This window comes from Cellulomonas sp. NPDC055163, assembly GCF_053607065.1.
In genome coordinates this window covers 80,914-103,357 of sequence record NZ_JBSGSU010000004.1, presented here as the reverse complement: position 1 = coordinate 103,357, position 22,444 = coordinate 80,914, and the positions used below count along the sequence as shown (strand labels likewise).

Annotated in this window: 10 protein-coding genes; 4 read left to right on the top strand and 6 right to left on the bottom strand. The window is 73.4% G+C overall.

Annotated features, from left to right (window positions below):
- Positions 1-76: 76 nt before the first annotated feature.
- Both ACWFNE_RS08910 and ACWFNE_RS08905 read left to right on the top strand, forming a co-directional pair.
- The gene (locus ACWFNE_RS08910; RefSeq protein WP_452122063.1) at positions 77-8,293 is read left to right on the top strand and encodes a putative toxin; all 8,217 of its coding nucleotides are present in this window, start codon (positions 77-79) and stop codon (positions 8,291-8,293) included.
- Positions 8,294-9,601: 1,308 nt separating this feature from the next.
- The gene (locus tag ACWFNE_RS08905) at positions 9,602-10,039 is read left to right on the top strand and encodes an OsmC family peroxiredoxin (protein WP_452122062.1); all 438 of its coding nucleotides are present in this window, start codon (positions 9,602-9,604) and stop codon (positions 10,037-10,039) included.
- Between the two features lie 217 nt (positions 10,040-10,256).
- Here the strand turns inward: ACWFNE_RS08905 and ACWFNE_RS08900 are convergent, their stop codons facing one another.
- The gene (locus ACWFNE_RS08900) at positions 10,257-10,724 is read right to left on the bottom strand and encodes a hypothetical protein (RefSeq protein ID WP_452122061.1); all 468 of its coding nucleotides are present in this window, start codon (positions 10,722-10,724) and stop codon (positions 10,257-10,259) included.
- Positions 10,725-10,913: 189 nt separating this feature from the next.
- Between ACWFNE_RS08900 and ACWFNE_RS08895 the strand changes: the two genes are divergently transcribed.
- Both ACWFNE_RS08895 and ACWFNE_RS08890 read left to right on the top strand, forming a co-directional pair.
- Positions 10,914-13,859: an FAD-binding and (Fe-S)-binding domain-containing protein gene (locus tag ACWFNE_RS08895; RefSeq protein ID WP_452122060.1), complete on the top strand. Its 2,946-nt coding sequence runs from the start codon at positions 10,914-10,916 to the stop codon at positions 13,857-13,859.
- A gap of 302 nt (positions 13,860-14,161) precedes the next feature.
- Complete coding sequence (locus ACWFNE_RS08890; RefSeq protein ID WP_452122059.1) at positions 14,162-16,354, top strand: restriction system modified-DNA reader domain-containing protein; 2,193 nt, start codon at positions 14,162-14,164, stop codon at positions 16,352-16,354.
- Between the two features lie 42 nt (positions 16,355-16,396).
- Here the strand turns inward: ACWFNE_RS08890 and ACWFNE_RS08885 are convergent, their stop codons facing one another.
- From ACWFNE_RS08885 to metX, 5 genes are all read right to left on the bottom strand, one after another.
- Positions 16,397-17,350, bottom strand: a complete 954-nt coding sequence (locus ACWFNE_RS08885) for an alpha/beta hydrolase (protein ID WP_452122058.1) — start codon at positions 17,348-17,350, stop codon at positions 16,397-16,399.
- Positions 17,351-17,446: 96 nt separating this feature from the next.
- Complete coding sequence (locus tag ACWFNE_RS08880) at positions 17,447-18,415, bottom strand: zinc-binding dehydrogenase (protein WP_452122057.1); 969 nt, start codon at positions 18,413-18,415, stop codon at positions 17,447-17,449.
- Between the two features lie 55 nt (positions 18,416-18,470).
- Entirely contained in the window at positions 18,471-20,039 is a 1,569-nt protein-coding gene (locus ACWFNE_RS08875; protein WP_452122056.1) for a histidine kinase N-terminal 7TM domain-containing diguanylate cyclase, read from the bottom strand.
- Positions 20,040-20,129: 90 nt separating this feature from the next.
- Positions 20,130-20,867, bottom strand: a complete 738-nt coding sequence (locus ACWFNE_RS08870) for a maleylpyruvate isomerase N-terminal domain-containing protein (protein WP_452122055.1) — start codon at positions 20,865-20,867, stop codon at positions 20,130-20,132.
- Between the two features lie 155 nt (positions 20,868-21,022).
- Positions 21,023-22,273, bottom strand: coding sequence for a homoserine O-acetyltransferase MetX (gene metX, locus ACWFNE_RS08865; protein WP_452122054.1), 1,251 nt, complete (start codon positions 22,271-22,273; stop codon positions 21,023-21,025).
- Positions 22,274-22,444: the final 171 nt, after the last annotated feature.

Genomic DNA, 22,444 nt, shown 5'->3' with positions numbered 1-22,444 from the left:
GGGAGCTCGCCGAGCTCGGCCGGTGCGGTGCCAGGGGTGCGCGGCGGGGGTGTCGCGCTGATGCAGGGGGCTGCGCGTGAGCGCTCTTGTCCACGTGTTCGGTGTGCCGCAGTCGTGGCGTCGGGTGGTTCCGGGCGCGGCGTTCGCCGCTCTGGCCGGCCTGGTGGTCACGACGGGCGCCGCAGCCCCTGCGCGGGCCACGGTCCCTGAGCCGGCGCCATCGGCGAACACCTCGCCCGCTGCGGCGTCGGACGCGCAGGCGGGGCCGCTGACTGCCGCGGACCTGGTCAGTGCGAGGGCGATTGCTCGCCTGACGGGGGAGCGGGTCGAGGTCCTGGGTGAGCGCACGATCGCCGGGTCGGTGTTCGCGCTGCCGGACGGGTCGTTGGCGTCGGGACAGGGTTCGGGCCCGGTGTGGGTGCGCCTCGGCGGGGACGGGACCAGTGAGGAGGAGTGGGCGCCGGTCGACCTGACCCTGGTGGTCGGGGAGGACGGGTTGGTGCGCCCGGTGGCTCAGGTGGCCAACCTCGTGCTGTCCGGTGGCACGGACCCTGCCGCCGCCCGGGACGCGCAGGCATCGGAGCAGGCCGCCAGCGAGGTGGCCCCTGCCCCGTCCCCCAGCTCGAGCACCCCCGCTGCGGACGCGCCTGCGTCTCCGCTCAACCCGTCGGCGAGCCCCACACCCGCACCGACTGCGGGCGGCGACCAGCCGGTGACGGGGGCCGAGGGCTCCGCGGCCGCGGCCGCGGTGGACGTGCCGTCGGTGGAGATCGCGAGCGTGAGCGATCCGGTGACGGGCACGGTGACCCGGGTGGCGTGGGAGGGAGAGCTGCCCGCGCCGCGCCTGGAGGGACGCCGGGCGACGTACGAGTCGGTGGAGCCGGGCACGGACCTGGTGATCGAGGCGACGAGCACGGGGTTCGAGCAGTTCTTCGTGGTGCACGAGCGCCCCGCCGGCGACGCCGACCTGACGTTCCCGCTGACCGTGACCACCGACGGGGAGAAGGTCGAGGTCGCCCCGGACGGGTCGCTCAGCGTGCACAGCGACGCCGGGCAGATAGTGGCGCGGGCGGCGGTCCCGGCGATGTGGGACGCGGACTCCGATGCCGGTCGGGCGTTCCCCGTCACCGAGCCCCGCCCTGCGGAGGACGCGGACACCCCGGCCCTGGCCCCGATGCCGGACTTCATCGCGGAGCGGGACGGGACCGCCCCAGCGGACGACCCCGCTTCGGAGTCGATCGCAAGCCCGGTGGTGGGGGACGGGCGGGTGGACCCGCTCGCAGAGGCTGTGGAGGTCCCACGTGACGTGCAGCAGACTGCCGCCGCCGAGGTCGCGGTGGAGCTCGCACCGAGTGAGGACTTCCTGCAGGACCCGGACACGACGTACCCGGTGGTGGTCGACCCGGGCGTCACGATCGAGACGTCCTGGGACACCTACGTCATCAAGGGCTACTCCGACAACCGGTCGGAGGAAGCCGAGCTGCACATTGGGACGTACAACAGCGGGACGAACATCACCCGGTCCTACCTGAACTTCCCGGTGGGCCAGTTCGCCGGCGCGACGGTCTACGAGGCGCGCCTGGAGCTGTTCAACTCCTACTCCTGGTCGTGCCAGAACCGGAACTGGCAGGTGTGGAACACCTACCCCTCGGGGTACGGGTCGACGTGGGCGAACCAGCCCGGCTGGGCGCAGCACTTCGCGACCAGCAACGAGACCCACGGGTACTCGTCGGCGTGCGCCGGGTCCTGGTCCTACGCGAACATCACCAGCTTCGCCCAGAAGTGGGCCGCGGACGGGGAGATCGAAGGGCACGTCGGGCTGCGGGCGGAGAACGAGTCCGACAACTTCTCCTACAAGCGGTTCCTGTCGTCGAACTACGGGGCGCTGATCCCGACCATCTGGGTCAACTACAACCACACCCCGAACGCCCCGACGAACCTGCGCATCGACAACGCCGGGATCAACGCCGGCGGGGCGTCGGCCCCCACGCTGACCCCGACGCTGCGCGCCACCATCACCGACACCAACGGCGGTGGCCTCAACGCCCACTTCCGCATCCAGCGCGGCACCGACGGGGTCCTGGTCTACGACCGGGTGGTCGCCGGATCGGCCGGGACGGACGTCGCTCTCGCGGTCGAGCCCGGGTACCTGCACGAGGGCACGCCGTATGCGTGGACGGTCAGCTCGGGGGACTGCTGCGTCATGGGCCCTCAGGCGCCGTGGGCGTGGTTCGACATCGACACCAAGAACCCGCTCGCCCCGACCATCCGGTCCGATGACTACCCCACCGGCGGGGCATGGAAGGGAGCAGCGGGCCGCGAGGGATCGTTCCTGCTGAAGCCGTCCGGGGCCTACGACACGACGCTGCGGGGGTTCATCTGGGGCCTGGACAAGGCACCGGACCCCAACCAGTTCCTCGCCGAGCCGGGGTCGACCGGCGAGGCCTTGCTGAAGGCCACACCCGCCACCCCTGGGCGGCACGTGCTGCGGGTGCAGGCGATCGACCGGGCCGGGAACAAGTCCGGGGTTGTCGAGCACGTCTTCTACGTCGGGCGCGCCGGGATCGTCACCCCGGAGGACAACACCCGGGTTGTCAACCACGCGCGCCTGTACGTCACCGGTGAGCCGGGGTTCACGCACGTGAAGTTCCAGTGGCGCCGCGGCCCGGACTCCCTGCCCGTCGACATCAAGGATGTCCTGCCCGGGTACTTGACGTCATCGTCCGGCACCCCATGGGCAGGAGCGTCGTGGCTGTCCGCGGCCGGGTTCGCACCCATGCCCGCCAACGCGGGGTACACGACGTGGGATGTGGCCAAGACCCTCGGCGCAACCGGCGGGCCGATCCAGGTCCGTGCCGTCGTGGCCACCGACGCCCAAGGCGGCGGGCTGTATGCCGACACCAACTGGGTCACCCTCATCGTGGACCCCGACGCCGACGGGGCCGCGACCGCGAGCGTCGGCCCGGGATCGGTGAACCTGCTGACCGGGGACTACGGGCTGTCGGTCACCGACGCCGAGGAGTTCGGCCTGACCCTGGCCCGGACCACCTCCTCGAGGGACACCGACTCCGGCTACCAGCTGCAGGTCGACCGGTTGACCGCCACCCAGCGCGATGCCAGCGCCCTGACCGGGGTAGGTGGCTCCGCCGACGTCGCGATCGACACCACGCGCTTCCACTCCGACACCCTCGACCCGACCGACCCGGCCAAGAAGGCGACCTCGTTCAAGATCACCCCGCGGAGCGGGGTGGGCGATTCCTACGTCTCCCTCGGCGGTGATGTCGGTACCACCACGGTGATGGAACCCGGCCGCACCTACCGGGTGTCGGGCTGGATCTACGTCCCCAGCGCCACCGGGCTGGGCAGCACGAACGATCGCGCCCTGAGTATGGCGGTGTTCGCCAAGAAGCCCGACGGCAACTACACCGTGCCGGTCGCGGACAAGATGCTCACCCCGCGCCCGACCCTGGTCGATGCCTGGCAGCAGCTCACCGTCGACGTCACCATCCCCTCCGGCGCCACGGAGTCGTTCGTGCGGCTCTACAACGGGCACTCCGACCCGGCCAAGGTCGTCTTCTTCGACGACCTTTCCGTGCGCGAGCTGTGGGCACCGTTCGGCAAGCAGTGGGCCATCGGTACCGCCGACGCTGCCGCCGGGACCGCCTACACCCACGTGTCGAAGCCCTACGACGACGTCGCCGCCGTGCACCTGGCCGGTGGGGGAGAGGTCTGGTTCACCTCCGGCAACGGCACCCAGTGGTGGCCCGAACCCGGCGCCGGTGACCTGACCCTCACCGTCACCTCGACCAACAGCTGGCGGGTCACCGAGCTCGACGGCACGGTCACCGACTTCGCCCGCGACAACCCCGCCGCTACCACCTTCCCCGTGCGCAGCACCTCCCCACCCGGCACTACCAGCGCCACCCGGCACGTCTACGAGCTCGTGGGCGGGCAGGTCCGGCTCAAGCGGATCATCGCCCCCATCGAGGACGGCGTCGACGGTTGGCCCACCAAGACCGACGCCTGCACCAGCGCCACCCCCGTCCGCGGGTGCGAGGTCCTCGAGCTCGTCTACGCCCAGACCACCACAGCCACCGGCACCGGGACCACCGGGACGTTGGGCAGCTTCGCCGGGCAGGTCGAGGCCCTGAAGCTGTGGACCACCACGCCGGCAGGCGTCGTGGCGGACGTCGTGGTCGCGCGGTACCGGTACGACAGCACCGGACGCCTGATCCAGGTCTGGGACCCGCGCCTGAACCCGCCGAACAAGGCAGAGAAGGCGCCGGCGGCCGGGGACCAGGTCACGGTGTACGAGTACCACGAGGACGGCACCGGCAAGGTCACCGCTGTCACCGGACCCGGCGAGGAGCCCTTCCGCTTTACCTACGGCAAGGCCGGGGGCACGACCACCGGCACCGGCGACTTCATCGACTCCTTGAGCGGACGCCTGCACAAGGTCTCCCGGCGCACGCTGGTACCTGGGTCGGCCACGCAGTGGCTCACGGACGCCAACGGTAAGGACGTGCTCAACGAGTCCTCGGTCGTCTACAAGGTGCCGCTGACCATCGCGAAGGGTGGCCCGTATGACCTTGGGCCTGCTCAGCTCGCCGCGTGGTCGCAGACCGACGGGCCAACGGACGCCACCGCCATCTTCGGACCCCAGGACCCACCCAACGTCGCGAACGCGACGGCCACAGTCACCAGTCCCGGCCCGTCCGGTTACAGGCCCGCCACGGTGCACTACCTCAACGCCGACGGCCGCGAGGTCAACACCGCCAGCCCGGTGAGCAAGGGCGCCCCGGCTGAGGGCTTCATCGCCACCGCCGAGTACGACCGATTTGGCAACGTCGTACGGACCCTCGACGCGAGCAACCGGCTGCTCGCCCTGGGCAAGAACCAGCCGTGCATCAACAGCCAAGGACAGACCTACCACTGCCTGCACGACTGGCAGCTGACGAACCTCACTGCACCAGACGCATCGGTCCACCTGTCGCAGGCGCTGGACTCGCGCACCGTGTACTCCGCCGACGGCCTGGACGTCATCGCATCCCGCGGCCCGGCTCAGCGACTCGCGGACGGCAACGACCCGGACAAGCTCCTCACGATGTTCCCGGTGACCCGGACGACGTACGACGAGGACAAGCCCGACGGTGTCGCCTACCACCTCCCGACCACCTTGACCTCTGGTGCGCTGCTACCCGGAGCCGACCTCGTGACAGGTGCACTCCAGGACGTCACAGTGACGAAGCACAAGTACGACCCGATCGACCAGACAATCGACGACCTGGACCCGACCTCGGGGTGGGTGCACAAGCAGCCGACCGCCATCACGATCGACGCCGGCCGGCCCACGGCCCTGACCTCGACCGTCGTGTACGACCGCAAGGGCCGCCCCCTGCGCTCGAGCAAGCCCGGATCCAACGGCGCGGACCCATCCACGACCATGACCGTGCTATACGTGGCGGGAGCCCAGGTGGTCGATGGCATCGATTGCGGGAACCACCCCGAGTGGGCCGGGCAACCCTGCCTGACCAAGATGGCCGGTCCCGTGACCGGCCACGACCCGACCCGGATGTCCACCACCCTGCCGGTCAAGCATGTCGCGGAGTACAACCAGTTCGGGTCCCCCCGGATCATCAAGGACTCCGCCACTGGCCCGGTGGCCGGTGCAACCATCACCCAGAGTCGGACCACCATCACCGACTACGACGAAGCCGACCGGGTCACGGCAGTCCAAATCACCGGCAGCGGCACCGGCGTAGGCACCCCCATCGAGAAGACCGAGACGGTCTATGACCCGGCCACCGGAGAAGTGACCGAGAACCGGTCGGTCAACGCCACCGGCGTCATCGCCGCTGTGAGGAAGTCCTACGACAAGCTCAGCCGACTCGTGACCTACACCGACGCCACCGGCGCGACCACCATCACCACCTACGACCGGTACGGCAACCCTGACACCACGACGGAGAAGCTCGGCACTCGCACGATCGGCGAGACGAAGTACACCTACGACAGAGCCAAGGACCCCCGCGGATTCGTCACGTCCTTCTCCGACTCCGTCGCCGGCGACTTCGAAGCGACCTGGGGGCCCGATGGTCAACTCCAGACGCAGAAGCTCCCCGGCGGTGTGACCCTGTCGATCGGGTACGACCCAGCGCGGGTCCCGGTCTCCCGCAGCTACACCCGCACACGCGACGGGGAACCCATCGCCGGTGACGCGGTGATTGAGAACCACCGCGGCCAGTGGGTCCGGCACTCCTCGAACACCGGTCAGCGGGACTACGAGTACGACCGGCTCGGCCGGCTGACGAGGGTGGAAGACACCTCGGCCACGAAGGTCTGTACGACGCGCACCTACGGGTACGCCAGCCAGACGAACCCAGCATCGGCAAACCGGACTTCGTTCGGGACCATGACGGGCGTCACCGGCCAGCCGTGCGCGGAACCGACCCCGACCGCGGCGTCAACGTACGACACCGCGGACCGGCTCAAGACCAGCCCGGGCACGGAGGGGTCGTCGTGGACGTACGACCCGCTCGGACGAGTCACATCGATGGCAACCCCTGACGGATCGGCGAAGGTGACGAACGGGTTCTACGTCAACGACCTCATCGCCTCTCAAACCCAGGAGGGGACCGAGCAGTTCACGTGGAAGCTGGACCCCCTCCAGCGGCGCTCCTCCTTCGAATCGTTCAAGTGGGTCACGGACTCCAACGGCACGCAGGGCTGGGCGTCGCAGATCAAGAAGATCTCGCACTACGGGTCCGACTCCGACGAGCCGACCTGGATCCAGGAAGATTCAACGCTGCCCGACGACCTCACCCGCTACGTCGCAGGCGTCGAAGGCGCCCTCGCCGTGACTACGAAGGGACAGAACGCAGCGAAGGACAAGCTCGGTCGAGTGCTCCATCTCGTTGATTTGCACGGCGACGTCATCGCGAACCTCGAGATCGACAAAAACGCCGTAGAAGCGACCTGGACCACCTTCAGCCCCAAGTCCTACGACGAGTTCGGTGTCCCGCAACCACTCTCCGGAGCCGGCGCGACAACCGGCCCGCCGACGCGGTACGGATGGCTCGGCGCCGCGCAGCGGTCCGCCGAAGCTCTCGGCGGCGTCATCCTCATGGGCGTCCGCCTGTACTCCCCGGCCACAGGACGATTCCTGTCCGTCGACCCAGTCGCGGGTGGATCGGCCTCGGCGTACGACTACTGCAACGCCGACCCCGTGAACTGCACCGACCTCGCTGGCACGTTCTCCTGGAAGGGCGCACTGAAGACGCTCGCCGTCGTCGGTGAGGTTGCCTCCATGATTCCCGGACCGGTCGGAGCTGTCGCTGGCGGCGTGTCAGCCGTCGCGTACTTGGCCACCGGCGACAAGCAAAAGGCTCTGGCCGCCGCGGGCGGCGCGGTACTAGGGCTCGTCGGCCTCGGAGCTGTCGCTGGGGCAGCAAAGGCCCTACGTGGTGTCGCCGCAGGCAGAAAGGCTGCGGGTGCAACTCAGCGAATCGCACGTGCACAAAGGGCCGCCCCTGGCTGCAGTTTCGAGCCCGGAACACCCGTCGCCATGGCGGACGGCTCGTACAAGACCATCGAAACGATCGCTGTCGGGGACCTCGTCCTAGCCAGCGACCCGCTCACCGGGGTTGACTCGGCGCAACCAGTCGTGACACCGATCAAGAGCAGCGGCCTCAAGCACCTATACGAGATCTACCTCCAGGACGCTCCGGACGTTCCGATCGTCGTGACTGGAAACCACCCATTCTTCGTGCCGTCCGGAAACCAAGAGGGCTGGATTGCCGCTGAAAGCCTCGGCAAAAACGACGTCCTGCGCACAACCCTCGGCTCAAAGATCAAGGTTGAGCGGGTCGAAGATCTCGGCACTTTCGATGATCACATCGTTTACAACCTTTCCGTGGCCAACGTGCACACGTACTTTGTCGCACCAACCCCGGGCATCGACGTGCTCGTTCACAACGCAGCTGGGAGGGCAGCATGCGAAGTTGGAAAAGCAGGCGAAGTGGCGGCAGGAATCCGGAAGAATAATGCTTCGATCACCGTTAACGGTCGATCGCGCACGCCTGACGAACTAGACCTCGGGCGCGGAATCATCGGTGAGGTAAAAAACGTAAAGTACCAACACCTTTCCACGCAGATCAAGGATTATCTCGACTACGCGAAGAAGCATCGGCTCCAAATGCATCTATATGTGCGCCGCGGCACAGGCACTAGACTATCGCGACCCCTTCAGGCCAAGGTGGACTCGGGCGCCATCCAACTGCACAAGAGGATCTAGAGTGAGCGAACCGGAAGATGAAAGTCAGCATGCCGAGCTGGTGGAACGGTTGCTCAACGACCCCAGCGTGCGGCGGGAAGTGGACGCTCACCCCCAAGTGCGCGCTAGACGAGAACTATATGCTCACTACTCCAAGGACTTGCTAGAATCTTTGCGAAACTCCGGGTTCCGCGTGCACGACTCGCTCAGCGAGCTGGCCGGAACTCCCGGTGGATATCGGCTGGCAATTCCTATCCTTCTCGACTGGCTGCCGCGTGCCGAATACGTCTTCTTGGCGGCAGACATCGTGGGCATGCTCGGTGTGCCGCACGCCCGAGACCAAGCGGCACCCATCCTTCTAGAGCTGTTCCGGAAACCCCCGGAATACACGGACCCGCTGAGCTCGGGCGACGACGACGGTGCGCCTCCGACAGAGATGTTTCGAGAGGCTGTAGCCGCGTGCCTAGCGCGTCTGGCAAGTCCATCGATAGCAGACGATCTTATTGCGCTGGCGGTCGACCGATCCGCTGGCGCCTCAAGGGGACCCATCGTGGCATCGCTGCCTAGAACGAAAGATTCCCGGATAGAGCATGTGCTAATCGGCTTATTGGACGATCGCGCGGTCGCTCCGTTCGCCGTCGAAGCGCTCGGCAAGATGCGGAGCCGTTCCGCGGAAGGTCGACTCTCCACCCTTCTCTCGAGCGTGGACCCCAACCTCCGGTCAAGCATTCTTCGAGCGCTGAAACGCATCCAGAAGCCATAGTGTCGTAGATTCGACGCCCGGACCTGGGGCATAGCTGAGCGGCGACGCATCGTCCTGCCCCGAACTTCGCTCATCGGCTTGGCCTCGGACACGACACGCGCCGCAAGGCATGCAGTGAGGACGAGCACCGGCTGCAGCCGCAAGGCTAGGCACTTGAGCAACGCGAGTGAGGAGACCGATGGCCGAGCAGCGTCCTGACGACCTCGGCGCGGAACGCGACTTCATCGGCCGCCTTTGGGTCGGCGACGAGCCGGGGGTGCGACTCGTGGTGCGCGCGCGATCAGTCGCTGAGACAAGGCGACTGGTTATCGCGCAGCATGGAGAGGGACACGTCATCACGCTCTGGAACGAGGAAGACGCACGCCGGCGGCGATAGCTCGCTCGGGGCCGTGCACCCGCTAAGCGGCGAGGCATTTGTCATACGATCCGTTATCAGCGCGGCTCGGAACTCGCCGCCTGAGTCAGACGGGCGCCACCGCACGCACCGCTGTCGCCCCCGCCGCCGCGACCCTACGGTGGACGGGCGGCGTCGCCCGGCGTCGCGCACGCCACGACGAAGGAGCGCCATGCCAGTCCGTACCGCACGCACCGCCTGGAACGGGACCCTGCAGGACGGGGGCGGCAAGGTCGAGCTGACGAGCTCGAGGGTCGGCACGTACGACGTCTCGTTCCCGCGCCGCGCCGCCGACGACGCGGGCGGGGTCACGAGCCCCGAGGAGCTCATCGCGGCCGCGCACTCGTCCTGCTACGCGATGCAGCTGTCCGCGCTGCTCGGCGAGGCGGGGGCGACGCCGGTCGCGCTCGAGGTCACGGCCGACGTGACGCTGAGCCCGGACCCGGCCGGCGGGTTCCGGATCAGCGGGATCGCGCTGAAGGTCCGCGGCGAGGTCGAGGGTCTCGACGCCGACGGCTTCGCGAAGGCGGCCGCCGCCGCCAAGGCCACGTGCCCGGTGAGCAAGGCCCTGACCGGCACCGAGATCACGCTCGACGCCGCGCTGGACTGACCGGCGCGCCGTCCGTCCTGCGCCGGCGGCGCGTGCGAGCGCGCGTACGCCGTCGGCGCGGGGCGGTCGGTGCGCCGCGGTCGGTGCGGGAGCGGTCGGTGCGCCGCGGTCGGTGCGGGAGCGGTCGGTGCGCCGCGGTCGGTGCGGGAGCCGTCGGTGCGGAGCGGTGCGTGGCCGCAGGACCGGGCGCGCCGCAGGTCGGCTCAGCGCCCGGGTGTCAGCGCAGGCGCGCGAGCAGCCGCAGCGCGCCCGTGAGGCGCGGGGGCTCGTCGACCTGGGTGACGCGGGCGAGCGTGCGGTCCGTCACCTCGCGCACGAACGTGGGCAGCCCCTCGGGGACGCCGGCCCGCCAGAGGGCGGCGACGGCGTCGAGGGGGAGCTCGAGCGCCGTGGTGCGGGGGTGTGCCAGCGCGATGCTCGGCGAGCTCTCGACGCGCACCCACGTGAGCCCGGGCACGCGCGCGACGATCGCGTCGCCGGCGAGCAGCCCGAGGGCGGTGATCGTGGGCAGCGGGTCCCAGCGCACGGCCGTCTCGACGGCGTGCCAGGCGCCCATGAGCTCGTCGAGCAGGACGCCGAGCCGGTCGACGTCGGTGAGGTCGAGCCCGGGTCCGCGCAGAAGCTCTCGGGACTCCGCGAGCCACATGACCTCGGCGGGATCCAGCCCGCGCACTGCGGGACGCACGTCGGGGGCCGCGCGTCCCGCAGTGCCGCGGGGGGACGGCACGAAGTTACGACGATCCCGCGAGCGCGACTGCCGTGCTGTGCCTGTCATGCAAGAGATATCGGCAGGGCGCCGTTCCGTGTGCACGGCCACCAGGGTGAACCTGGGCACCCGGCGCGGGTGCCGGGCTGTGGGTGGGAGACTGCAGCCGTGTCGACCGTGACGGATCCCGCGCAGCGCTCGGACGCGGCCGCGCAGCCCACCCCCGACGTCGTCGCCGCGCTGCGCTCCGCGGTCCGGGGCGCCGTGGACGACTCCTCCCGGCGTCGCGCCGAGTACTCCACGGACGCGTCGAACTACCGGGTCGTCCCGCAGGTCGTCGTGTTCCCGCGGGACACCGACGACGTGCTGGCGGCGCTCGAGGTGACCCGCGCGGCGGGCGTCCCGCTGACGTCTCGCGGCGGCGGCACGTCGGTCGCGGGGAACGCCGTCGGCACCGGCGTCGTGCTCGACTTCTCCCGGCACGTGAACCGGGTGCTCGCGATCGACCCCGAGGCCCGCACCGCACGCGTCGAGCCCGGCGTCGTCATGTCCGAGCTCCAGCGCCAGGCCGCCCCGCACGGGCTGCGGTTCGGGCCCGACCCGTCGACGCAGGCCCGCGCGACCCTCGGCGGCATGATCGGCAACAACGCGTGCGGCCCGCGCGCCGTGGCGTACGGGCGGACCGCGGACAACGTGCTCGCGCTCGACGTGGTCGACGGCACCGGCCGGCGGTTCGAGGCCGCCCGCGGGCTCGACCCGGTGCCGGGCCTCGACGGCCTCGTGCGCGCGAACCTCGAGACGATCCGCACCGAGCTGGGCCGCTTCGGCCGGCAGGTCTCCGGGTACTCGCTCGAGCACCTGCTCCCCGAGAACGGCGCGGACCTCGCCAAGGCGCTCGTCGGGACCGAGGGCACGCTCGTGACGCTGCTCGGCGCGACCGTCAACCTCGTCCCGGTCGCCGCGGCGCCGGTGCTCGTCGTGCTCGGCTACCCGGACATGCCGACGGCCGCCGACGCCGTGCCCGCGCTCCTCGCGCACGCCCCGCTCGCGATCGAGGGGATGGACGCCCGGCTCGTCGACGTCGTCCGCCGCGTCAAGGGCGCGAGCGCCGTCCCGCCGCTGCCGACGGGCGGGGGCTGGCTCATGGTCGAGGTCGGGGGAGCGGACCTCGACGAGGCGATGACCCGGGCGCGCGCGTTCGCGGCCGACGCGGGGACCGACGCGGTGGGGGTGTTCCCGCCCGGACCGCAGGCGGCGGCGATGTGGCGGATCCGCGAGGACGGCGCCGGCCTCGGGGGGCGCACGCCGTCGGGCGAGCAGGCGTGGCCGGGCTTCGAGGACTCCGCGGTGCCGCCCGCGCGGCTCGGCGCGTACCTGCGCGAGCTCGAGGCGCTCATGGCCACGCACGCGGTCGACGGGCTCGCCTACGGGCACTTCGGCGACGGGTGCGTGCACCTGCGCCTCGACGTCCCGCTCGAGCGCTCGGGCGACCCGCTGCGCGCCTTCATGACCGACGCAGCGCACCTCGTCGCCGCGCACGGCGGCTCGCTCTCGGGCGAGCACGGCGACGGGCGCGCGCGCAGCGAGCTGCTGCCCGTCATGTACTCGGCGAAGGCCATCGCGGCGTTCGAGGCCGTCAAGGACCTCCTCGACCCCCGTGACCTGCTCAACCCCGGCGTGCTCGTGCGCCCGCGCCCGCTCGACGCGGACCTGCGCCGTCCGCACGCCCGATCGCTGCTCGCGGGCTCGGGCGGGTTCGCGTTCGCGCACGACGCCGGGGACTTCACGACGGCCGTGCACCGCTGCGTCGGGGTCGGCAAGTGCCGCGCAGACACGTCCGCGGCCGGCGGGTTCATGTGCCCGTCGTACCTCGCGACGCGCGACGAGAAGGACTCGACCCGCGGCCGTGCGCGCGTGCTCCAGGAGATGGCGAACGGCACGTTCGTCACGCAGGGCTGGGCCGCACCCGAGGTCCACGAGGTGCTCGACCTGTGCCTCGCGTGCAAGGCGTGCTCGAGCGACTGCCCGGCGGGCGTCGACATGGCGCAGTACAAGTCCGAGGTGCTGCACCGCACGTACCGCGGGCGCCTGCGCCCCGTGAGCCACTACGCGCTCGGCTGGCTCCCGCGGTGGACCCGGCTCGTGACCGGCGTGCCCGGGCTCGCGCGCCTCGCCAACGCGGCGCTGGCGATCCGCCCGGTCGCGCGGCTCGTGCTCGCCGCGGGCGGCATGGACACGCGCCGGAAGATGGTCACGTTCGCCCCGACGCCGTTCCGGGCGTGGGCGCGCGGCGAGGGGTCGGCGCAGGTCACGCGGGGTGCGGGCGCGGTGGACGACGAGGCGCCCGAGGGTGCCCGCCGGCCGCGCGTGCTGCTGTGGACCGACTCGTTCAGCGACGGGCTCGCGCCCTCGGTCGCGCAGGCCGCCGTGCGGGTGCTGCGCGCCGCCGGGTACGAGGTGATCGTGCCCGAGGACGAGGCGTGCTGCGGGCTCACGTGGATCACCACCGGCCAGCTCGACGGTGCGCGCGAGCGCCTCACGCACCTGCTCGGCGTGCTCGGCCCGTACGCGGTCAACGGCGTCCCGATCGTCGGCCTCGAGCCCTCGTGCACCGCCGTCCTGCGCTCGGACCTGCTCGACCTGCTGCCCGACGACCCCCGCGCGGTCGCGGTCGCCCGCGAGACCCGGACCCTGGCGGAGCTGCTCACCGCCCCCGCGCCGATCGGCCCGCGCGAGCGCTGGGAGCTCCCCGACCTGTCGGGCGTGACCGCCGTCGTCCAGCCGCACTGCCACCACCACTCCGTCATGACCTACACCGCGGACCGCACGCTCCTGACGGAGGCGGGCGCGCAGTTCTCGACGCTCGCCGGGTGCTGCGGCCTCGCGGGCAACTTCGGGATGGAGAAGGGCCACTACGAGACGTCCGTGGCCGTCGCGGAGCACGCGCTGCTGCCCGCGCTGCGCGACGCCGCGCCGGGCGACGTGTACCTCGCCGACGGGTTCTCGTGCCGCACGCAGGCCGAGCAGCTCGCCGGGGTCCGGGGCGTGCACCTCGCGGAGCTCCTCGCGGCGCACCTGCCCGCCGGCGCGACGGCGGTCGCGGAAGGTCGCTGAGCTGGCGGGTGCTCCCCGTCGGACCCTGACTCGTCGGTACCGACGAGCCCGGCGGCGGCTGGCTGGGCTGCCGTGCGCCGGGCACGCCGCGGCCCGCCGGCCCGGCGGCAGACCGGGCCGGGCGCGTCGCCCCGGGGTGGGCCGCCCGCCGTCCGCCTGCGCCGCGGCAGCGTTCGGGTGAGGGCCGGTTGGGCTTCGCAGCGGGGCGTGGGAGAGTGTTCGCCGGGCGGCCGGGGGCGGTCGTCCGGGGCGATCGACGCGGGTGCGCACGGCGGCTGCGCGCGCCCGAGGAGGGAGAGGCAGTGCCGATCTTCGAGCTCGACGAAGGTCGACCCCTCCTGGTCCAGCCGATGCAGCCCGCGAGCTCGACGTTCGCGCCGGACACCTCCGCGCTCGTCGCTGACCACCTCACCGCGCTCCTCGGCGAGCAGCTCTTCCAGGTGCGGGTGCGCCACGAGGACGACGAGGCGCCGCACCTGCTCGCGCTCGACGCGGGCGGTCAGCCGGTGGTCGTCGACGTCGTCCACCTGCTCGACGTCGAGGCGCTCGTGCGCGCGCTGGGCTTCGCCGGACAGGCCGCCCGGCTGACGCGCTCGGACCTCGCACGCGCCTACCAGGGCGGCCGCGAGGCGTTCGACGCGGACCTCGCGGTGTTCCGCGACCGCTCGCCGCTCACCGCGCAGCACGCCCCCCGCACGGGCTCCCGCCTCGTCCTCGTGTGCTCCGAGGTCGACGACGACGTGAGCGACGCCCTCGCGTTCCTGCGCCAGCCGGGCCGCCAGGTCGAGGTCCTCCAGATGGGCGTCGTGCAGGGTGGCGACGGGCGCCGGTACGTCGACGTCTCGCCGGTCCAGCTCGGCCCGCACCGCACGCCGCGCCCCGTCGAGCCCGCCGCGATGATCGTCCCCGCGCCGGTCCCCGCGCCCCTCACGGTGACGGGCGCGTCGGCGCACGAGAGCGTCGCGGCGCGCGCGGCGGCCGCGGAGCGCCCCCGCCCGGAGCCGGCGCCCGTGCCCGTGCCGCGGCCCTCCGCCGAGGAGTGGGACGTGCGGGACGTGGACGGTCCGCAGCCCGTCACGGACGCTTCTCCGGCTCCGGCTCCGGCTCCGGCTCCGGCTCCGGCAGCACCGACATCCGCGCCCGCGCCCGTGCCGGCGCCGCGTCCGGCCCTCGCCGTCGCCGCGGACGTCGAGCTGACGATGCGCATGGCGCCGGTGCCGCTCGAGGACGACGACGAGGCGCTGCCCGAGCCCCCGACGCGGTCCGGCGGGTTCGCGCCGCGCCCTGAGGAGCAGCGGGCGGCCGAGGAGCGCGCCGCCGCCCGACGGCGTGCCGACGAGAGCACGACGACCGACCTCCCGCGCGACCCCGCGGTGCACGCCGCCGAGCTCCGGGCCGCCGACGAGGCGCTCGCCCGTGCGCGCGCGTTCGACGCCGCGCGGATGCGGCCGGCCCGCCGCGAACCGAGCCCGCTCACGGCGCCGATCTTCCTGCCCGACCGCCCGACGGGGCAGGCACCCGCCGGCCGGGGCGTCCCGGGCGCGGGTTCCGCCGTCGAGGCGACGAGCGCGGCGTGGGCGAGCCCGTCCACGCCGGCCTCCGGACCGGCACCCGCGGGTGCGTCGCGAGCGACGGCGTCGGGTCTGGCACCGTCCGGGGCGACCCCGCCGGACCCAGCGGCGTCGGGCTCGCTCGCGGCGCCGGGGGCCGGTGCGCCGGGGGCCGGCAGCCCGTCCGGGTCGACTCCCGCGCCGATCCCCACCCCGGAGCCGTACCGGCCGGCGTTCCTCACCGACGAGCGCCGGGTCGCGACCCCTGCGAACGGTGCGCCGGCGGCCTCCTCCCAGGCCCTCGGCACGTCCGGCGAGCACCACCCGGTGCCCGCCGGCACCCCCGCGGCGACGCCCCCGGCGCCGACGTCCTCCCTGCCGCCGTCCTCCGCACCGACCTCGTCCCTGCCGCCGTCTTCCACGCCGGCTTCCTCCGCACCGGCGTCCCCCGCGCCGGCTTCCTCCGCGCCGGCGACGCTCGCACCGACGTCCCCCGCGCCGGGCACCCCCGCGCTCGGGGCCCCTGCCCCGACGACCGCCGCCCCGGACCTCCCCGGCCGCGCGCCGGCGCCCGACGAGGACCTCCCGGTGCGGGACCGCCGGCCCCGCACCGACGTCCCGGACGTGCCGCTCGCCGGTTCGCTGCGGCCGGCGTCGTTCACCGGCGCGTCGTCCGCCCCGAGCCCCGACCCCGCCCTCGCGGCGCTCGCCCGGGGGCGCGGCGCCGTCGCGACGCTCGTGTGGTTCCGCGAGCGCCGCGGCCAGCGCCTCGTCGCGACGCTGCGCGGCGACGGACTGATCGAGCTGCCCGGCGGCCGCGTGCACGCCGACCCCGACGAGGCGGCGGCCGAGGCCGCGAACGCCGAGGGCGCCGTCGACGGGTGGAGCTCGTGGCGTGTCGGCGACGGGGGCCCGACGCTCGCGGAGGCGGCAGGCGTCCGCTGACCCGCACCGGCGAGGCGCTCGCGGTGGTCAGTGCGCGGCGGGTCAGCGCGCGGCGACCCACCCGTAGCTGCCCGCCCACCGGGAGATCTCGCCGTAGAACCGCGCGCGCACCGGCGCGGGCGAGAGCGTGAGGTCGTGCAGCCCGCCCGGCACGCGCACGACCGTGACGACGGGGCCGAGCTGCACCGCGCGGCGCGCGACGAGCTCCACGTCGAGCACGATGTCGGCGGCCCGCATGTCCTCGTTCCAGCGCCGGCTGATCACGGTGCGCGCCGAGACGAGCGTGAGCACGGGGGCGTCTATCGCGAGCCCGCGCGCGACCTGCGCGTGGCCGGTCATGATCGCGCTGAGCCACCCGGCGCGCACCGGGAACGACGGCACGGGTCGCCAGCGGTCCTCGTAGGTCCACTCGCCGCCGTCGGTCGCGCGGACCGTGCGCGCGTAGTACCCGGGGTCGATGTTGGGCAGCGGAGCCCGCGGCTGGAGCTGGGCCATCCGCGCGATGGCCGGGGCGCTGACGTGCCGCAGCACCGCCGAGCCCTGGAGCTCGAGCCAGGGGCTGTTGAGGACGAGCCCGCTCAGCCGCCCGGGGTTGCGGTCCGCCCACAGCGCGGCGACGAGGCCGCCCGTCGAGTGCCCCATGACCATCACCCGGGCCCGTGGCCCGAGGTCCCGCTGCACCTGGGTCAGCGCCGCGTCGAGGTCCTCGTCGTAGGTGCGCAGGTCGTCGACGTAGCCCGGGGTCTGGTGCGGGCGCAGGCTGCGGCCGTACTTGCGCAGGTCGAGCGCGTAGAACGCGGCCCCCTGCGCGTGCCAGTACCGGGCGAGCCCGGTCTGGAAGAAGTAGTCGGACCACCCGTGCACGTAGAGCACCGCGCGGGCGGGCCGCACCGGCTCGGGCGTCGGGGGCGCGTACCGCACGAGCGTCGCGACGACGTCGCCCTCGTCGTCGGGCGCGAGCGCGAGGGTCCGGGCGCGGAAGTCGTCGCCTAGCACGTCGGGTCCCCACCGGCCGGCCACGCACCCGCCTCTCCGCCGGCCCGCGCCGGCCGCTCGTGCCGCCCGGCCGGGAGGCCCCGGTCGGGCGCCGCGTCAGACCTCGACGACGACCTTGCCGAACTGCGCGCCGCGCGCGAGGCGGTCGAGGCCGTCGCGTGCGCGGGTCAGCGGGAACGTCGCGTCCACGAGCGGGCGGACCCCGGTGCGGTCGAGCATCGCGAGCAGGTGCACGAGGTCCTCCTTGGCGCCCATGGTGACCCCGAGGACGCTGATCTCGAGGAAGAAGATCCGCTGCAGCTCGGCGGGGCTCGCGTCGCCCGAGGTCGCGCCCGCGACGACGATCGTGCCGCCGGGGCGCACCGAGCGCACGGAGTGCGACCACGTCGCCGCGCCGACGGTCTCCAGCACCAGGTCCACCTTGCCGGGCAGCCGGCCGCCGGTCTCGAACGCCCCGGCGGCGCCGAGCTCGACGGCCCGGGCGCGGCGGGCCTCGTCGCGGCTCGTCACGAGCACCTCGAGCCCGGCCGCCGCACCGAGCAGGACCGCGGCCGTCGCGACCCCGCCGCCGGCACCCTGCACGAGCACACGCTGGCCCGGGGTCGCGCCCCCGCGCGTGAACAGCATCGTGTAGGCGGTGAGCCACGCGGTCGGCACGCACGCGGCCTCGACGAACGAGAGCCCCGCGGGCTTGTCGACGAGGTTCCACGTCGGCACCGCGACGCGCTCCGCGAGCGTGCCGGGGTACCGCTCGGACAGCAGCGAGCGCGGCTCGTCGGGCCCCACGCCGTGGCCGAGCGCGCCGCCGACGACGCCGTGCACGACGACCTCGCGCCCGTCGGGGGTGACCCCGGCGGCGTCCGTCCCGAGGACCATCGGCAGGGCCTCGGCGCGCAGGCCCACGCCGCGCAGCGACCACAGGTCGTGGTGGTTGAGGGACGCGGCGCGCACGTCGACGGTCGTCCAGTGCTCGCGCGGCTCGGGTTCGGGGCGCTCGCCGACCTCGAGGCCGTCGAGCAGGTCCTCGGGCGTGGCGCCGAAGCGGGTCACGTACGCAGCGAGCATGCGAGCACCGTAGCCCGGCGGGCTCCGCGAGGCCCGGACGCCGCCGGGTGCGGGGTCAGTGCGACCCGGACGGTGCGGGCTCGAGCGTGCGCGAGGGCGGCTGCGGGTCCGCGACGACCACCCGGTCGCGCCCGTCGCTCTTGGCGCGGTACAGCGCGTCGTCCGCCCGCCGCAGGAGGGTCTCGGGGGTGTCGCCGGGGACCGCCTCCGCGACGCCGAGGCTGATGGTCACCCCGACCGGCCCGGCGGCCGCCTGCACGGTCGTGCCCGCGCACGCCGCCCGCCACTCCTCGGCACGCCTCGTCGCGACGCCGACGTCCGCGCCGGGCATGACGACCACGAACTCCTCGCCGCCGTACCGAGCGACGACGTCGGTGCCCCGCAGGCTCGACGCGAGCGTGGTCGCGAGGAACACGAGCAGCTCGTCGCCGACGGCGTGCCCGTGCGTGTCGTTGACGTGCTTGAAGTGGTCGAGGTCGACCATGACGACCGTCAGCGGCGTGCCCGCGGACGCCGACCGGGCGACCTCCGTGGCGAGCGCGAGCGCCAGGTGCCGCCGGTTGTGGACGTGCGTGAGGGCGTCGCGCGACGCCTGGTCGACGAGGTCCGCGCGCAGGTGCTCGAGCTCGGTGACGTCCCGGGCGACGGCCACGAAGCCGAGCAGCCGGCCCTGCCGCGACCGGATCTCGGTGACCCGCACGTCGAGCACCTGGCCGTCCTGCGTCGTGACCGTCACGGGGTCGCGGCTCCCGAGCGCGTCCGTCAGCTCGGGCCCCAGCACGTCGCGCCACCGCGCGCCGATGAGCGTGGAGCCCGCCGCGCCGGGCGCGCGCGCGAGGAGCCGGACCGCCGCGGGGTTGAGGTCGAGGAACCGGCCCCACGGGTCGAGCACCATGGCGGCGTCGCCCAGCGCGGCGAGGACCTGGCGCGCGGACAGCGACGGCAGCGCCAGCCCCTGGCCCCAGCGGCGGTCGAGCAGCCACCACGACAGCGCCGTCACGAGGAACAGGACGGGTGTCAGGTCGACCGTCTGGGGCCCCGCCACGCCGGTGAGCGTCGCGACGTTGCCGACGGTCGGTGCCGCGGCGGCGACGAGGACGAGGACGAACGTGCGGCGCTGGCCGGCGATCGAGCGGCGCATCGCCTGCACGAGCAGCACGGTCGCGGCGGCGCTCAGCGCGTAGCTGTACGCGCTGTGCACCCAGAACAGCGGACCGAAGTCGACGTGCGGCATCGCGCCGGCCGGCGCGCGCTCGACCGACGTGAAGAACAGGTGGTGCCACGGGTCGGTCGCGGCGGCGACGACGGTCAGCACCGGGACGACCGCGAGCAGCACGGCGTGCCGGCGGCGGAGCTGCTCCGCGTGGCCCGCGGCGACGAGCGCCTGCCACAGGAAGCCCGCGATCACGGCGCACACGCCCGGGTAGATCGCGAGGCTGAACGCGTACGCCAGCCCGGGGTCGGTGACGGCGGCCGAGGCCGCGTCGAAGGCGCTCCAGTACGCGATCCCGAGGTGCAGCAGCGCGAGCGGCCGGGCGGCGGGCCCGCGCGCACGGTGCTGCCAGGACGTCAGCGCGGGGACGAGCGCGACGAGCGCGACGAAGGCGTAGACGAGCGCGAGCACGACGCTGCCACCTTCCCGTCCGTCCCTGGGCTGTCCCCGGCACGATCGGCAGGGAGGATCGGGCCGTGAGGGCCCGACCGGGTGGTCGTGTCAGAGCAGCGGCAGCATCCGGCCGAGGTCCGGCACGGCGTCGGACGTGTACTGCGGGCTCAGCGCCTCGGCGAGGACGTCGACGTCGTACGGGACGCGGCCCGCGGCGAGCCGGACCCACGTGAGCGGCCGGGCGACCTCGAGGCTCCACCCGCCGCGCGCGACGACGATGCGCAGCAGCACACCGGCGACGAGGTCGAGGGCGTCGTGGTCGACGGGACCGGCGCCGGACGGGTCGGTGCGGCCGGTGCCCCGCAGCGAGCGGGCGAGGTCGTCGGCGTGCACCACGAGCTCGAGCACGCGTGAGGCGACCATGTCGGAGAGCAGCACGGGTCCACGGCGGGCGAGCACGACGACGTCGGACGTGCCGAGGGCGTCGAGGCGCGCGAACGCGGCACGGGCGAGCGCGTCGACCGCGGGGAGGGGGTTGTCACCGAGCTCGGCGGTGAGCTGGCGCGTCGCCTCCGCGGTCTCCGACGCCCGGTCGGCGTACTGCCCGAGGTACTCGGCGAGGGTGAGCGGGACGGTCCCGGCGGGGGCGACCTCGACCGCGGTGAGCGAGTCCATCGCGCGGCCGAGGTGCGCGACGAGGTCGCCCACGGTCCAGCCCTCGAGCACGCTCTCGGCGCGTGCCGCGCGTGCGTCGACCACGGTCCCGACCCATCGCCGCAGGAGGTCCCACTGGGCGTGCAGCGCGGTCGAGGCGGCGGCGAGGTCGGTCGACGAGGGGTGCGTCATGCTCCCATCGTGCCCCAGACCGGGCCGAACCGGGCAGGCGTCCGGCACGGGTCCGCGCTCGTGCGCCCGGCCGCGGCCCCGCGTGCCGGCCCGCCACGGCCGAGACGTGTCGCCGGACGGCGCCGGGCCGCAGCGCTCGTCCGGATCGGCCCCCGTCAGCCTTCCGCGAGGAACTCGCGCACGATCGCGCCGACCTGCTCGGCCTCGATGAGGAAACCGTCGTGCCCGAACTCCGAGCGGATCGTGCGCACCGGCCCCGAGCCGGGGATCCCGGCGGCGATGCGGTCGGACTGCGCGGGCAGGAACAGCCGGTCGGAGTCGACCGCGACGACGAGCGAGCGCGCGGTGATGCTCGCGAGCGCCGCCTCGACGCCCCCGCGGTCCCGCCCGAGGTCGTGCGTGACCATCGTGCGGGTCAGCGCGACGTACGTGTTGGCGTCGAACCGCCGTGCGAGCTTGTCGCCGTGGTGGTCGAGGTAGGACTGCACCGCGAAGCGCCCGCCCTCGAGCGGGTCCTCCCCGCCCTGCGGGATCCGCCCGAACCGAACGTCGAGCTCGCGCGCGCTCCGATAGGTCTGGTGCGCGATCTGCCGCGCGATGCCGAGCCCCACGTGCGGGCCCTCGCCGTCGGGCGCGTCGTAGTAGTCCCCGTCGCGGAACCTCGGGTCGGCGTGGATCGCGGCGAGCTGCGTGTGGAAGCTCGCGATCTGGTCGCCGGACGTCTGCGCGGCCGTGGCGATCGCCGCGAGGGACCGGACCCGGTCGCGCGCGCTCACGCCCCACTCGAGCACCCGCTGCCCACCCATCGAGGCCCCGACGACGAGCGCCCACGAGTCGATGCCGAGCGCGTCGGTCAGGCGGGTCTCCGCCGCGACCTGGTCACGGACCGTGATGTGGGGGAAGCGGCCACCCCACGGCCGGCCGTCGGGCGCGGTCGACGCGGGGCCGGTCGAGCCCTGGCAGCCGCCGAGCGCGTTGGGTGCGACGACGAACCACCGGTCCGTGTCGATCGGTGCGCCGGGGCCGACGAGCGAGCGCCACCAGCCGGGCGTCGGGTGCCCGGGGCCCGCGTCGCCGGTGACGTGGGAGTCGCCGGTCAGCGCGTGCAGCACGAGCACGGCGTTGTCGCCGGCCTCGTTGAGCGTGCCCCACGTCTCGTAGGCGAGGCGGACGGAGCCGAGGCGACCGCCTGCCTCGAGGCGCAGCGGGCCGAGGTCGGCGAACTGCCGGCGGCCCACGGGGTCGCCCTCGCGCCACGCGGCGCTCGCCGGGACGGGGGCGGGCGGTGCGGCGACCCGGCGGGGACCCGCGGGGGCCGCCCTGCGGGTGGTGGGTGCCGCGGCGCCCACCGGGAGGTCCCCGTCGGCGGCGGTCGTGGGCCGGTCGGTCGGCCGGTCGGTGGGCATGGCTGTCCAATCTACGGGGGCGTCCTGCGCGGCGCGCGAGGGTGACCGCGGGGTGTGCACCCCGAGCGCGGTGCGGGAACAAGGGCGACGTGGGGGGGGGTACCTGGGGAGGTTTGGTTAGGGTACCTTGCTGGCGTGAAGACAACCCCCGAGGCTCCCAAGAGGGCTTTC

Excerpts from the sequence above, each read along its gene's own strand:
- ACWFNE_RS08905 (WP_452122062.1), top strand. The coding sequence starts at position 9,602 with ATGCCAGTCCGTACCGCACGCACCGCCTGGAACGGGACCCTGCAGGAC.
- ACWFNE_RS08880 (WP_452122057.1), bottom strand. The coding sequence starts at position 18,415 with ATGCTCGCTGCGTACGTGACCCGCTTCGGCGCCACGCCCGAGGACCTG.
- ACWFNE_RS08870 (WP_452122055.1), bottom strand. The coding sequence starts at position 20,867 with ATGACGCACCCCTCGTCGACCGACCTCGCCGCCGCCTCGACCGCGCTG.
- metX (WP_452122054.1), bottom strand. The coding sequence starts at position 22,273 with ATGCCCACCGACCGGCCGACCGACCGGCCCACGACCGCCGCCGACGGG.